General features: G+C 44.0%; 13 protein-coding genes and 1 tRNA gene. 12 read left to right on the forward strand and 2 right to left on the reverse strand.

The annotated features are described in order from the left end of the window. Window positions 1-41: 41 nt before the first annotated feature. Window positions 42-126, forward strand: a tRNA-Leu gene (locus L3V35_RS11410). A gap of 156 nt (window positions 127-282) precedes the next feature. After that, a complete protein-coding gene (locus tag L3V35_RS11415; protein WP_237299702.1) occupies window positions 283-1,329 on the forward strand; it encodes a lactonase family protein in 1,047 nt (348 codons plus the stop codon). A gap of 71 nt (window positions 1,330-1,400) precedes the next feature. Here the strand turns inward: L3V35_RS11415 and L3V35_RS11420 are convergent, their stop codons facing one another. Next, window positions 1,401-2,576 carry a 2-octaprenyl-3-methyl-6-methoxy-1,4-benzoquinol hydroxylase gene (locus L3V35_RS11420; protein ID WP_237299704.1) on the reverse strand — a complete coding sequence of 392 codons (1,176 nt, stop codon included), beginning with the start codon at window positions 2,574-2,576 and terminating at the stop codon, window positions 1,401-1,403. A gap of 308 nt (window positions 2,577-2,884) precedes the next feature. On the opposite strand from L3V35_RS11420, the gene miaB reads away from it, so the two are divergent. The 5 genes from miaB (at window position 2,885) to lnt (ending at window position 8,613) form a co-directional block, all read left to right on the forward strand. Further along, the gene (gene miaB, locus L3V35_RS11425; RefSeq protein WP_017074239.1) at window positions 2,885-4,309 is read left to right on the forward strand and encodes a tRNA (N6-isopentenyl adenosine(37)-C2)-methylthiotransferase MiaB; all 1,425 of its coding nucleotides are present in this window, start codon (window positions 2,885-2,887) and stop codon (window positions 4,307-4,309) included. 162 nt (window positions 4,310-4,471) lie between these two features. Continuing rightward, a complete protein-coding gene (locus L3V35_RS11430) occupies window positions 4,472-5,593 on the forward strand; it encodes a PhoH family protein (RefSeq protein ID WP_237299706.1) in 1,122 nt (373 codons plus the stop codon). Then, window positions 5,594-6,055: an rRNA maturation RNase YbeY gene (gene ybeY, locus L3V35_RS11435; protein WP_237299713.1), complete on the forward strand. Its 462-nt coding sequence runs from the start codon at window positions 5,594-5,596 to the stop codon at window positions 6,053-6,055. Window positions 6,056-6,175: 120 nt separating this feature from the next. Then, a complete protein-coding gene (gene corC, locus L3V35_RS11440; protein ID WP_004735253.1) occupies window positions 6,176-7,066 on the forward strand; it encodes a CNNM family magnesium/cobalt transport protein CorC in 891 nt (296 codons plus the stop codon). A gap of 32 nt (window positions 7,067-7,098) precedes the next feature. After that, complete coding sequence (gene lnt, locus L3V35_RS11445) at window positions 7,099-8,613, forward strand: apolipoprotein N-acyltransferase (RefSeq protein WP_237299715.1); 1,515 nt, start codon at window positions 7,099-7,101, stop codon at window positions 8,611-8,613. A gap of 131 nt (window positions 8,614-8,744) precedes the next feature. Here lnt and L3V35_RS11450 read toward each other — a convergent pair whose 3' ends face one another. After that, window positions 8,745-9,215, reverse strand: a complete 471-nt coding sequence (locus L3V35_RS11450; RefSeq protein WP_017104427.1) for a zinc ribbon-containing protein — start codon at window positions 9,213-9,215, stop codon at window positions 8,745-8,747. Between the two features lie 265 nt (window positions 9,216-9,480). Between L3V35_RS11450 and leuS the strand changes: the two genes are divergently transcribed. The 5 genes from leuS to rlmH all read left to right on the forward strand — a co-directional run bounded on the left by leuS (window position 9,481) and on the right by rlmH (window position 14,801). Continuing rightward, window positions 9,481-12,057, forward strand: a complete 2,577-nt coding sequence (gene leuS / locus L3V35_RS11455; protein WP_237299717.1) for a leucine--tRNA ligase — start codon at window positions 9,481-9,483, stop codon at window positions 12,055-12,057. Window positions 12,058-12,251: 194 nt separating this feature from the next. Further along, complete coding sequence (gene lptE / locus L3V35_RS11460; protein WP_237299719.1) at window positions 12,252-12,905, forward strand: LPS assembly lipoprotein LptE; 654 nt, start codon at window positions 12,252-12,254, stop codon at window positions 12,903-12,905. Between the two features lie 12 nt (window positions 12,906-12,917). Beyond that, window positions 12,918-13,943 carry a DNA polymerase III subunit delta gene (gene holA / locus L3V35_RS11465; RefSeq protein ID WP_237299721.1) on the forward strand — a complete coding sequence of 342 codons (1,026 nt, stop codon included), beginning with the start codon at window positions 12,918-12,920 and terminating at the stop codon, window positions 13,941-13,943. Between the two features lie 66 nt (window positions 13,944-14,009). Beyond that, window positions 14,010-14,327 carry a ribosome silencing factor gene (gene rsfS, locus L3V35_RS11470; RefSeq protein WP_017080327.1) on the forward strand — a complete coding sequence of 106 codons (318 nt, stop codon included), beginning with the start codon at window positions 14,010-14,012 and terminating at the stop codon, window positions 14,325-14,327. Between the two features lie 3 nt (window positions 14,328-14,330). Beyond that, window positions 14,331-14,801, forward strand: coding sequence for a 23S rRNA (pseudouridine(1915)-N(3))-methyltransferase RlmH (gene rlmH, locus L3V35_RS11475; RefSeq protein WP_004735246.1), 471 nt, complete (start codon window positions 14,331-14,333; stop codon window positions 14,799-14,801). Window positions 14,802-14,807: the final 6 nt, after the last annotated feature.

A 14,807-nucleotide genomic window follows, 5' to 3' on the forward strand; every position in this document is an offset into this window, starting at 1 on the left:
ATATTGAATCACCAATGTCGATATAACTATAAAGATTTGCTGCGGTCGTGGCGGAATTGGTAGACGCACCAGATTTAGGTTCTGGCGCCGAGAGGTGTGAGAGTTCAAGTCTCTCCGACCGCACCATCATTGAATGAAACCCAGCTTTTAGCTGGGTTTTGTTTTATCTGGAATATGTAAATCTGCAAGCCAAGTCACCAAGTATTCTGTTCTATAACCTCACTTTTACTACGATTTTATTAGACAATGTCTGCTCCATTTCCTAACTGAGTATGACTACCTATGAAAACCCTCCCTTTAACGATCGGTTGCTACACAGATTCTCCAAGTAATAGCCAAGGTGTCTATCAAACTCAGTTAGATCTAGAAACAGGAAAACTATTACCTCTAGAGCTTATTGCCGAATGTCATAACCCCTCTTTTATCACAGCGACAAAGTCTGGAATCTATACAGCAGCTGAGGTTGAGAAAAAGAAACAACCGAAGCTCATTCATATACCTAATATTGACTCACAAATCACGTCCAATACAGGCCTCATCTCGGGGGATCACCCCTGCCACGTTGCGATAGATCCCCACAATAAGTTTGCTATTACATCGCAATACTCATCAGGAACATTCGATATCTTTAGCTTAAGTATCAATGGCAACATCGATAAACGACTCAAAACACTCAAAATGGTTGGTTCTGGACCTAATACAGAAAGACAAACTGGCCCACATGCTCATCAAAGCCTTTTCCTGAATAACTATCCGCAGTTTGTTACCGTCGATCTCGGAGCCGATCGAATCAACTTCTATTGCTTCGACGAAGAACAAGAAGAATTCCTTGATGAGCCAATGCAGTCTATTAAAGTGCCAGCAGGGAATGGACCTCGTCACCTAGTCTTTAACCAAGCTGAGGATAAAGCCTATGTGGTGTGTGAGCTCTCGGAAACGATATTGATTTTGGAGAAGTCTTTAGGTATTTGGAATATAGTGGATGAGGTTGATGCCTTACCTAATATGGAGAAGGGAGGAGCTGCCGCTGCCATTAAACTATCGCCCGATGAGCAATTCCTTTATGTGTCATGTCGACACCAATCAAGGATCAGTAACTTCAGTGTCGACTCTGATACTCAAAAACTGACTTTCATTGACAGCTACGACGTTGAAGGAAAATTCCCGAGAGACTTTCATATTACCGACGATGGAAAATGGCTTGTCGCCGCAAACCAACACTCCAACAGCATCACCTCATTCACGCGTAACATTGAAGATGGTTCTCTGACCTATACCGGTTACTCGTTAGACCTTGATGCACCAGTTTGTGTCACTCAGCAACAATAAGCATTACAACAAAAACAAAAAAGGAGAGCATCGGCTCTCCTTCTCTATATAAATAACCTGATCTAGCCGTTTTAAAGGCCCAAGGCGTATTTCAATACTTGAGCTTTAATCGGCCCTGAGCTTTCTGCTAACTTTAGTGCAGCATTGCGGACAAACTTTAACGGGCCAATGTCATTACTGAAGGTTTTATAGAAGAAATCCATTCCACTCTGCATCATTAAGTTGTCACTTCTTCTCATCACTTCATAGCGTCTTGCTACAGATTGATTCAATTCGCCTTTTTCATTGGTGACATCCAATAGTACTGAAACATCTTTAAAGCCCAAGTTGACGCCCTGCCCTGCTAAAGGGTTAATCGTATGCGCTGAATCACCGACTAAAATACAATTATTCTTCGAGTATGATTGAGCATGACGTCGTGTCAGAGGAAAAGAACCCGAATTCAGTACCTTGATATCACCTAGCTCTTTAGGAAAGTTAGCGAGTACTTCATTACGCAGCTTTTCAGGACTCATCGATGATAATTGTTTTATACGAGATGGGGAGTCATACCAAACCAACGACCCCTGCCCGACGTCTTGACCGTCAGAGGTTAGAGAACATAATGGCAAAAATGAACGAGGACCACTTGGCAGGAATTGCTGCCAAGTAATATCTTGCTGGGGAAGTTCTGTTTCTACATTGATAAGCATGCAGTGCTGTCGGTAATCCCAAGCCGTAATGCCAATTCCAGCTTGTTGACGAACGGCTGAATTCGCGCCATCAGCACCAATCACCCACTTCGCTGATAACTCAGCTCCAGATTGAAGCTTAACGATATTGGTTTCACCAAACTCAATCTCATCCAGCTTTTCTGGGCATAACAGTTCGAGATTATCGTAGGCATCAAATTGAGACCATAATCCTAGTTGAATGAGCCTATTCTCAACGATATAGCCTAGACGGGGCAGATCCAGTGATGCAGCATCAAATCGAGTACGACACTCTGGATGCTCCCACGTTTCTAAACGCTTGTAAGAACACACGCGCATCGCTGCGATATTTTGCCACGCACCAAGTTCTTCAAGTAAATCGACCGATGCTTGAGAAATCGCAGACACACGAATATCCATCGCTTGTGACTCATCAAAAGCTTGTGGGGCAAAACCTTCGATCACCGCAACACTCAGCCCTTGCTTTGCAAAGCCGACCGCTGTTGCTGCGCCAACCATGCCACCACCGACTACCACAATATCGTAACTGTTCATATTTTGTACTTATCAGTTTGATTCTTTGACTGTTTTTGATTGTACTTTTTCATAACGAACTTGTAACCAAAAACCTTATTCGAAAAAAGGGTTATCCCTTATGGTATATGGCGTTAACAATAATAAAAACCACTACATAAGAGATTTGTTCAGACTACTAGTCAGTCGGTTTTGAAACCAGTACAATACGCCGCTTGCCGCTAGAGCCTGTCATAAAATTGAATACCTAATTATGACAAACAATGCTGGCGGATGAATAATGGGCGATTTGCTCCCTTAAATTAAACTAACGATCGAGCGAACATATAATGAGTAAGAAACTGCTAATTAAAACTTGGGGCTGTCAGATGAATGAATACGATTCATCAAAAATGGCCGACCTGCTTAACGCTGCAAATGGCTATGAGCTAACTGAAGTACCTGAGGAAGCAGACGTACTACTATTGAATACTTGTTCTATCCGCGAAAAAGCGCAAGAAAAAGTATTCCACCAGCTTGGTCGTTGGAAAACGCTTAAAGATAAAAAAGAAGGTGTGGTGATCGGTGTGGGTGGCTGTGTAGCAACTCAGGAAGGTGATCACATTCGTCAACGTGCACCATACGTAGACGTTATCTTTGGCCCACAAACATTACACCGTCTGCCAGAGATGATTAAGTCATCACTGTCTAACGAAAAGCCAGTAATGGATATCTCATTCCCTGAGATCGAAAAGTTCGATAACCTGCCGGAACCTAAAGCAGATGGCGCAACGGCCTATGTTTCTATCATGGAAGGTTGTTCTAAGTACTGTACTTACTGTGTTGTGCCATACACTCGTGGCGAAGAAGTTAGTCGTCCAATGGATGATGTACTCTACGAGGTAGCACAGCTGGCTGAGCAAGGTGTGCGTGAAGTAAACCTATTGGGTCAAAACGTAAACGCATTCCGCGGCCCAACTCACGAAGGTGACATCTGTACATTCGCAGAGCTACTTCGTTTAGTGGCGTCTATCGATGGTATCGACCGTATTCGTTTCACGACAAGCCACCCGCTTGAGTTTGGTGATGACATCATTGAAGTTTACAAAGATACGCCAGAGCTAGTGAGCTTCTTACACTTGCCTGTACAAAGTGGTAGTGACCGTATTCTTACGATGATGAAGCGTCCACATACCGCGATTGAGTACAAGTCTATTATCCGTAAACTGCGTAAAGCTCGTCCTGATATTCAAATCAGCTCTGACTTTATTGTTGGTTTCCCTGGTGAATCTAAGCAAGACTTCCAAGATACAATGAAGCTAATTAAAGAAGTTGATTTCGATATGAGCTTCAGCTTTGTTTTCTCTCCTCGTCCAGGTACACCTGCCGCAGATTACCCGTGTGATGTACCAGCACAAGAGAAGAAAGATCGCCTGTGGGAACTGCAACAGACAGTAAATACACAAGCTATGCGTTTCTCTCGTCTAATGTTAGGCACAGAGCAACGTATCCTTGTTGAAGGTCCATCAAGAAAGAACTTAATGGAACTGCGTGGTCGCACTGAAAACAGCCGTGTTGTGAACTTCGAAGGTTCTGCGGATCTTATCGGTCAATTCGTAGATGTTAAGATCACTGAGGTGTACACCAACTCACTACGTGGTGAGCTAGTTCGCACAGAAAAAGACATGGGTCTACGCGTTGTAATGACTCCAGCAGAAATGATGGAAAAAACAAAACGTGAAGACGAGCTAGGTGTAGCCACGTTTACGCCATAGGTAATACAACTGTTTGAGCACAAAGCTCAAACACAAAGCTTGAAATTACCTAACTAAGTGACCATCTTAGAAATAGGGAATCACCATCAGAAGCCCGGTCTAAATCGGGCTTCTTGCTCTTTTTTTTATTTAAGAGTGAGTGGCACAAAATGAGAGGCTAATTTGAGCAATAAAATCGTTACCTTAGAGATAAATCTAGAGCCAGCAGACAACAAGCGCTTGGCAAGTTTATGCGGACCATTTGACGACAACATCAAGCACCTAGAGCGTCGTCTGGGTGTTGAGATTAATTACCGTAGCAACTTTTTCACCATTGTCGGTAAGCCTCACACAACTGCCGCAGCTTTAGACATCATCAAACACCTCTATGTTGAAACGGCTCCAATTAAAGGCAACATAATCGATATCGAACCAGAGCAAGTACATCTGGCGGTCACTGAGTCTGGCATTTTGGAGCAACACGTCGAGTCTGAAATCGACTACGGCAAAGAAGTGACCATTAAGACTAAAAAAGGCGTCATCAAACCACGCACACCAAATCAAGCTCAATACCTAATGAACATGGTGACTCATGACATCACCTTTGGTATTGGACCTGCTGGTACTGGTAAAACATACTTAGCTGTTGCGGCTGCGGTTGATGCACTTGAACGCCAAGAGGTTCGCCGAATTCTGCTGACTCGCCCTGCTGTTGAAGCCGGTGAGAAGCTTGGTTTCCTACCAGGTGATTTAAGCCAAAAAGTAGACCCATATTTGCGTCCACTTTACGATGCACTGTTTGAGATGCTTGGCTTCGAGCGTGTTGAGAAACTGATTGAGCGCAACGTGATTGAAGTTGCGCCACTGGCTTACATGCGTGGTCGTACATTAAATGATGCGTTTATCATTCTTGATGAGAGCCAAAACACCACGGTAGAACAGATGAAGATGTTCTTAACCCGTATCGGTTTTAACTCACGCGCTGTGATCACAGGTGATATTACGCAAATCGATTTACCTCGAGGAGCTAAGTCAGGTCTGCGTCATGCAACTGAAGTACTCAACGAAGTGGATGACATTAGCTTTAACTTCTTCATGTCCGAAGACGTCGTTCGCCACCCTGTCGTTGCTCGTATCGTCAATGCGTACGAGAAGTGGGAAGCAAAAGACCAGAAAGAGCGCAAAGAGTTTGAAAAGCGCAAACGTGAAGAGCGTGAAGCCAAACTTCTTGAAGCTCAGCAAGCCGTTACAACACAATTAGCAACACAAAATAGCTCTGTAATTACAGAACAAGGTGATAAATAGATGTCTATTGAACTAGACCTGCAAATAGCGGTCGAAAATGAGCAAGGACTTCCAACTGAGCAAGATATTCAGCTTTGGTTAGATAAGACAATTACTCAGTTTCAAGAGAATGCCGAGCTCACCGTTCGTATTGTTGATACAGAAGAGAGCCACCAGCTCAATCATGACTATCGTGGAAAAGATAAGCCAACTAACGTGCTGTCTTTCCCATTTGAAGCACCACCAGGAATGGAATTAGATCTACTGGGTGACCTCATTATTTGCCGCCAAGTTGTCGAAAAAGAAGCAGAAGAGCAAAATAAGCCTCTGCTAGCACACTGGGCTCATATGGTTGTACATGGCAGTCTGCATCTGCTAGGTTATGATCATATCGAAGATGATGAAGCTGAAGAGATGGAGTCACTCGAGACAGAAATCATGCAAACTATGGGGTTTGAAGACCCGTATATTCTAGAAAAGTAAATTGATTCTAGTAAAGTAGGTTGCAGAGAAACAATAACTCATCGAACCTGTGATTTTCGCAGGAATCTGAGTTGTAACGTGTGCTATCACACTTCTGATAGCGTTATTTTTTGAGAAATCATGAACGAAGGTAACCCCCCCACTTCTGAGGGAAGTAAAAAATCTGAAGGTCCGAGTAGAAAGTCCTTCTTTGAACGCCTAGGCCAACTATTTCAAGGTGAAGTAAAAGATCGCCAAGAGCTCGTAGATGTAATCCGCGACTCAGAAATTAATGACCTAATTGACCACGACACACGCGACATGCTCGAGGGTGTTATGGAAATTTCAGAGATGCGAGTACGCGATATCATGCTGCCTCGCTCTCAAATGGTTACAGTTGAACGCACCGATGATTTAGATACATTGATTGCGCTTATTACTGATGCTCAACACTCTCGCTACCCAGTGATCAGTGAAGATAAAGACCATGTTGAAGGCATTCTATTAGCGAAGGACCTACTTAAATATTTGGGTTCAGAAAGTGCCCCATTTGATATCGAACAAGTGATTCGCCCTGTCGTGGTTGTTCCTGAAAGTAAGCGAGTTGATCGACTGCTCAAGGAGTTCCAAGAAGAGCGTTACCACATGTCCATCGTTGTCGATGAGTTTGGCGGTGTTTCTGGCCTGGTAACCATTGAAGATATCCTCGAAGAAATCGTTGGTGAAATTGAAGACGAGTTCGACGATGAAGAAGAGCTAGATATTCGTAAGCTGAGTAAGCATACCTATTCGGTTAAAGCTTTAACCACCATTGAAGAGTTCAACGATACGTTTAACACTTCCTTCAGTGATGATGAAGTCGATACTGTGGGTGGTATGGTAATGACAGCACTCGGTCATCTGCCTGTTCGTGGCGAAATTGTAGAAATCGGAAACTACCATTTCAAAATAACATCAGCAGATAACCGTCGTGTGATTCAGCTACAGGTAACCATCCCTGACGAGCAGCCTCTTCCGACTATCGAAGAATAACAACTTCTCTCTAAAGAGATGACAGAAATTAGATGACTAAGACCTTTATTCATCGCCTATTACGGCCGCTTGCGGCCGTTTTTGTTGGCGCTATAACAACCCTTTCATTCGCTCCATATTCAATATGGCCTCTTGCTATTCTCAGCCCAGCTTTGTTGCTGTTACTGATCCACAACCGTTCTCCTAAAAGTGCGCTTTGGATTGGTTACGCATGGGGCTTAGGCCAATTCACGACTGGTATTAGTTGGGTATACGTCAGTATTGATGGCTTTGGCGGAATGCCTCTGGCTGCCAATTTATTCTTAATGGCATTGCTTGTTGGTTACCTTGCTGTCTACTCCGGTCTGTTTACTTGGAGTTTAAACAAATTCTTTCCGAGCAATAACCTAAGCCGATTTTTTCTTGCTGCCCCTGCACTATGGTTAATCTGTGACTGGCTACGCGGCTGGGTAATGACTGGCTTCCCGTGGTTATGGCTAGGTTACAGCCAAATCGACTCTCCATTAGGCTCATTCGCACCGATTGGTGGTGTCGAACTTGTGACGCTAGCGATTATTGTGTCAGCTTCTGCACTCGCGTATACAGTTATAAACAAAGCGTGGAGTGTCAGCATTATCCCTGCGATTGTCTTCAGTGCTGGTTTCGGTATTCGAAATATCGACTGGGTGACACCGAACCCTGAAAAAACCACCTCAGTGGTATTGATTCAAGGTAACGTCGACCAAGACAGCAAATGGCTACCTAGCCATCGCTGGCCAACGATGATGAAGTACACCGATTTAAGTAGAGAAAACTGGGATGCTGATATCATCATCTGGCCTGAGGCGGCTATTCCAGCATTCGAAGTTGAGATTCCATCTTTTCTACGTAACTTAGATAGCGCAGCGAAGATGAATAACAGCTCAATCATTACTGGCGTGCTGAACCAATCTGAAGATAAGAAGTACTACAACAGTGTTCTTTCTCTCGGTGTCAACCCATACGGTGAATACAGCTACGATCCAGACGAACGATACCATAAACATCATCTTCTACCATTTGGTGAATTTGTACCGTTTGAGGATATCCTGCGCCCGTTAGCACCGTTCTTTAATTTGCCAATGTCATCATTCAGCCGTGGCGATTTCGTTCAGCCAAACATAGTGGCAAATGGTCGTCATCTAGCACCGGCGCTTTGTTATGAGATCATCTTTAATGATCAAGTGAGACAAAACGTAACGGATGAAACTGACTTTATTCTAACGCTCTCTAACGATGCTTGGTTTGGCCGTTCGATTGGCCCCTTGCAACATATGGAAATCGCACAAATGCGTGCTCTGGAGCTGGGTAAGCCGCTGATTCGCTCAACCAACAATGGTGTAACGGCAGTAACGGATCACAAAGGCAGGATCATCAAGCAAATACCGCAGTTTGAAACCGCAGTATTGAAAGCTGAACTCATTTCAACGGATGGTCAAACCCCTTATCACGTGGTCGGTACTTGGCCACTGTATATCTGGGCGTTGCTTAGTTTGGTAGCTGGCTGGTTTATGAGAAGAAAAGACTAGATTCGAGATTCGAGATTCGAGATTCGAGATTCGAGATTCGAGATTCGACGGAAAGTTGTTGAGGGTTGGCTGATTCAGTCAACCCTTTTTATTACTACGGTGTAAAGTTGAAGATGCTATGCCGCCAGTATTTACGGCTTAAGCGCTTTGCGGCTAAACCCTGTCGAGCCACATTTAATACACGGAATAATCGTCGTTGGGTGGTTATATTCGGTTTGATGCCCACACTCATCACAGACAAGTGTCCCGAGCCCAATAACCTCATCAGCTTGATACAAGCCTTGATGTTCTAAGTCTTGAAACAGTTCAACCCATTCAACCTTAGTGCGATCAGTGATATCCAGCAATCCTTGCCAAATAGAGTCTGTGATCATCAAATAAAATGGACCACCTTTACTCTCTTCATAACTTTCGGAAAACTCTTTTAAGTCCGACTTCACGTAGGCAGAGATCAATGAGAGCTCATCTTTGGTCATATCATTGGCTGCTTTCGCATACTTACCTGACGTTTCGATTTTGTTGTTAAGCTCTTCAGGACTATGCTTCAGCGTTTCTATCACCTCTTCGACGACTTCTTCATAGAGTGCTTTTTTCTTCGGCATAACGACCTCCTTAAGATGACCAAGCTTTATCTTAGTAAACGGGTCCGTAGTTAAGCGACCAGTTCCTAACAAACAAATGCAATTCATACCCTTAAGTATAGCTGTCCTAAGTAATTTGGTTGAATTTACGCAATCAACCGTGCTGCAACTGCAAGTATGAAGGGTATAACTATTGTTGTACTAAGCTCCTTTAGGTATTCTATGACGATCTGTAAGATTCTGTTCTAACCGAACTCACAAATTCCAAGATAACCGGATACCATCGATGCAAGAACAATATAACCCGCAAGAGATTGAACAAAAGGTTCAACAACACTGGGATGACAGCGAGACTTTCGTTGTAAGTGAAGACCCAAATAAAGAAAAATTCTACTGTCTTTCTATGTTCCCGTACCCAAGTGGCCGACTGCATATGGGTCACGTGCGTAACTACACCATCGGTGATGTGGTATCTCGTTTCCAACGTCTACAAGGCAAAAACGTAATGCAACCAATCGGTTGGGATGCATTCGGCCTACCTGCAGAAAATGCAGCTGTAAAAAACAACACAGCGCCTGCACCGTGGACTTACGAAAACATCGAATACATGAAAAACCAGCTTAAACTTTTAGGCTTTGGTTACGACTGGAAACGTGAATTCGCAACGTGTACGCCTGAGTACTACCGTTGGGAACAAGAGTTCTTCACTAAACTTTACGAACAAGGCCTAGTTTACAAGAAGACTTCTTCTGTTAACTGGTGTCCAAACGACCAAACGGTTCTTGCGAACGAGCAAGTAGAAGACGGTTGCTGCTGGCGTTGTGACACTCCAGTAGAACAAAAGAAGATCCCACAATGGTTCATTAAGATCACTGAGTACGCTCAAGAGCTACTCGACGATCTGGACAACCTTGAAGGTTGGCCTGAAATGGTTAAGACCATGCAGCGTAACTGGATCGGCCGCTCTGAAGGTGTTGAACTATCTTTCGCTGTTAACGGTGAAGAAGCGCCGCTAGAAGTGTACACAACACGTCCAGACACACTAATGGGTGTTTCTTACGTTGGTATCGCTGCAGGTCACCCTCTTGCGGAGAAAGCATCTAAGAACAACCCTGAGCTTGCTGCATTCGTTGAAGAGTGTCGTAACACTAAAGTGGCTGAAGCTGAACTTGCAACGATGGAAAAGAAAGGCATGGATACTGGCCTAACGGCTATCCACCCTCTTAACGGTCGTGTTGTGCCTGTATACGTAGCAAACTTCGTTCTTATGGATTACGGCACAGGTGCGGTAATGGCGGTTCCTGCTCACGATCAACGTGACTACGAATTCGCAACTAAGTACGGCATCGATATCATTCCAGTAATCAAGCCAGAAGACGGCTCTGAATTAGATGTATCTGAAGCGGCTTACACAGAGAAAGGTGTACTGTTCGATTCTGGTGAATTCGATGGCCTTGCGTTCCAAGAAGCATTCGATGCAATCGCTGCGAAGCTTGAAGCTGAAAGCAAAGGTAAGAAGACAGTAAACTTCCGTCTACGTGACTGGGGTGTATCTCGTCAGCGTTACTGGGGCGCTCCAATCCCAATGGTAACGACCGAAGACGGTGAAGTTCACCCAGTACCAGCAGACCAACTGCCCGTAATTCTTCCTGAAGATGTGGTGATGGATGGCGTAACTAGCCCTATCAAAGCGGACAAGTCTTGGGCTGAAACAACATTCAATGGCGAGCCGGCTCTACGTGAAACTGACACGTTCGATACGTTCATGGAATCGTCTTGGTACTACGCACGTTACTGTTCACCGCAAGCTGATGACATTCTAGATCCAGAGAAAGCAAACTACTGGCTACCAGTTGACCAATACGTTGGTGGTATTGAGCACGCTTGTATGCACTTACTTTACTCTCGCTTCTTCCACAAGTTGCTACGCGACGCAGGTTACGTAACGTCTGACGAACCGTTCAAGCAGCTTCTATGTCAAGGCATGGTTCTAGCTGACGCGTTCTACCACACGAACGAGAAAGGCACGAAAGAATGGATTGCTCCAACTGACGTGACGATCGAGCGTGATGGTAAAGGTCGTATCGAAACGGCTGTAGATCAAGAAGGCCGCAATGTTGAACACTCAGGCATGATCAAAATGTCTAAGTCTAAGAACAACGGTATTGACCCACAAGAGATGGTAGACAAGTACGGTGCTGATACAGTGCGTCTATTCATGATGTTTGCATCACCTGCAGACATGACGCTTGAGTGGCAAGAGTCTGGCGTTGAAGGCGCAAACCGTTTCCTTAAACGTGTTTGGAAGCTGGTTCACGCACACTCTGCTAAAGGTGCTGCTGAGTCTGTTGATACTTCAGCTCTATCTGGCAACCAAAAGGCACTTCGTCGTGATATCCACAAAACTATCGCAAAAGTAACTGACGATATCGGCCGTCGCCAAACGTTCAACACAGCAATCGCTGCGATCATGGAATTGATGAACAAACTTGCGAAAGCGCCTCAAGAATCGGTACAAGATCGTGCAATTCTTGATGAAGCACTAAAAGCAGTGGTTCGCATGCTTTACCCAATGACTCCTCACATTTCTTACGAAATGTGGATTGCTCTTGGTGAGTCAAACGTAGATTCAGCAACATGGCCTACATTTGACGAAAAAGCGCTAGTTGAGGACGAGAAGACTATCGTTGTTATGATCAACGGTAAGCTACGTGCGAAACTAACCGTTGCAGCTGACGCAACGGAAGAGCAAGTTCGTGAGCTTGGCCTAAACGATGAGAACACTAAGAAATTCCTAGATGGTTTAACGATTCGTAAAGTTATCTTTGTACCTGGTAAGCTTCTAAACATCGTTGCTAACTAACAGTTACAGGCTAAAAGCTTAGTTAACACAATTAAATTGCTACAGAATTAACGAACTTAATTCCTTAAAAGCAGTCTTTAGACAGGGTGAATAAAACACCCTGTCTACTTATTTAAGCGCTTTGGATTCATTAGCAATTCGAACGGGCTAAAGCCTTTAAATAAGTATTCTACCTTCATGAGAGCCATCAAATAATGCGCCTGATTTCACTATCTTCATTGAAAGTTACTATTGTTATTTTAACCGTTAGTCTATTGAGTGCCTGTGGTTTCCACCTACGTGGCGATTACTCTGTACCTGAAGAGCTCAACAAAATCTCTGTGACCAGTTACGACCAATACAGTACGTTTACACGTATGATGAAAGGCCAGCTGCGCATGAATGATGTAGAAATTGTGCCACCAGCGGAAAACACACCGAACTTGCATATTATTAGCGAAAGCGTTGGTGAACGTACTCTATCTCTTTATCAAAATACTCGTGCAGCAGAAAAAGAGTTAACGTTTCGTGCTTCGTACCGCGTAACCATCCCTGAGATTGGTTCGAAGACATTCTCAACGAGCGTAACCCGTAGTTACCTAGACAACCCGTTAACTGCATTAGCAAAATCAGTTGAACGAGATATGATTGAAGATGAAATGCGTAAGCTTGCAACAAGCCAGATCCTTCGCCAGATGGCTCGATTAAAAGCGAACATTGCCGCAGATAGCATGGATCTAGAAGCTCTAGAGCACGTTCAAGTTAAAGAGCTTGAGAAGCAATACAACATCAAAAACATCGAAATCGACGACGTTGAGATCACTCCGAGCTCAACAGAACAATTACAGCCAACTGAATCTGTTGAATAATAGGTTTATTTGATGCGTATTTTTGCCGACCGCTTGTCAGAACAACTTGCTAAACAGCTGGGTAATGTTTATCTCATTTTTGGTAACGAGCCCCTGCTATTGCAAGAGAGTCGAGAAGCGATTCAAAAGGCTGCAAAACAACAAGGTTTCGAAGAACGTCACCGCTTTGCTATAGATAATAATCTGGACTGGAATCAAGTCTACGACTGTACTCAAGCTCTAAGTCTGTTCTCTAGCCGTCAAATAATTGAGTTAGAGCTACCGGAATCTGGTGTGAACGCGGCGATAGCGAAAGAATTACTCGCAATCTCTGAGCATATCCACAGTGATATCTTACTAGTACTGGTTGGCACTAAGCTAACCAAAGCTCAAGAGAGTGCTAAGTGGTTTATCGCACTGTCTAATCAGGGGCACTGGGTCAGTTGCCTAACGCCAGATGTCAGCCGCTTACCTCAGTTTGTGCAAACACGTTGTCGTCAAATCGGTTTATCGCCAGACCCTGAAGCCATTCAAATGTTGGCACAATGGCATGAAGGTAACCTATTTGCACTCACTCAAAGCTTAGAAAAGCTGACGCTTCAGTACCCAGATGGAAAGCTCACGTTAGTACGACTAGAAGAGTCTTTGAGTCGCCACAACCATTTTACTCCGTTCCATTGGATTGATGCATTGCTCGCAGGCAAAGGTAACCGAGCACAGCGAGTTCTAAGACAATTAGAAGCGGAAGGTGTAGAGCCGGTTATTTTATTACGCAGTGTGCAACGTGAACTTGCCTTACTGTTACAAATGCAACAACAATTGAAACAGATGCCGATCGGTCAGGTATTCGAAAAACACCGTATCTGGCAATCTAAGAAGCCTCTTTATAACGCCGCGCTAACAAGAGTTTCAATTTCTCAATTACACTCTCTTTTTGCGTTGCTCACTCAAGCCGAATTGATGACAAAAACGCAATATGAACAGTCGCCTTGGCCACTAATTCATCAGTTAGGTGTAGAGTTTTGTCTCCCTACAGCTTCAATACCATTCCACGCATAAAAGCGTGTTATATTCTAGGGCCAATAGATCCTAAACAAAGCTAATTTCAGATTAAAGGAACACCCCGTGTTACGTGAAGAACTAAAAGATTTTCTTGCAGACAAAGCCGACGATATGAAAGCCGAATCAATTGTTACTATTGATGTAGAAGGCAAATCAAGTGTCACTGATTACATGATTGTTTGTACTGGTACATCGAAACGCCATGTTGCGTCTATTGCACAGCATGTCGCAGATGAAGTGCGCAAAGTTGGTATGCAACCATTAGGTATGGACGGTCAACAAGAAGGTGAATGGGTTGTTCTAGATATGGGTACAAGTATGCTTCACGTTATGCAAGAAGAGCATCGTGAGCTGTACCAACTAGAAAAACTTTGGGGCTAAGCTTTGAAGATCCAGTTAATCGCAGTTGGTACAAAAATGCCAAAATGGGTTGAAGAAGGGTTTAAAGAATATAAACGCCGCTTCCCTCATGATATGCCATTAGAACTTATTGAGATCACTGCGGGAAAACGTGGTAAAAATGCTGATATTGCACGAATTCTTCAGAAAGAAGGTGAAGCAATGTTGGCTGCGGTTCCAAAAGGCAATCGAATTGTCACGCTCGATATCCCAGGTAAAAAATGGGATACACCACAACTTGCTGAGCAATTAGAAAGTTGGAAGTTGGATGGACGTGACGTTTCTATCCTTATTGGTGGGCCTGAGGGATTAGCGCCTGCATGTAAAGCAGCGGCAGACCAAAGTTGGTCTCTGTCTGCACTTACTCTCCCTCACCCATTAGTTCGCGTTATCATGGCTGAAAGCTTGTATCGAGCTTGGAGCATCACAGCTAACCACCCTTATCATCGAGAATAAGCGTTA

Source organism: Vibrio sp. L5-1, from assembly GCF_021728315.1.
Classification (GTDB): Bacteria; Pseudomonadota; Gammaproteobacteria; order Enterobacterales; family Vibrionaceae; genus Vibrio; species Vibrio splendidus_K.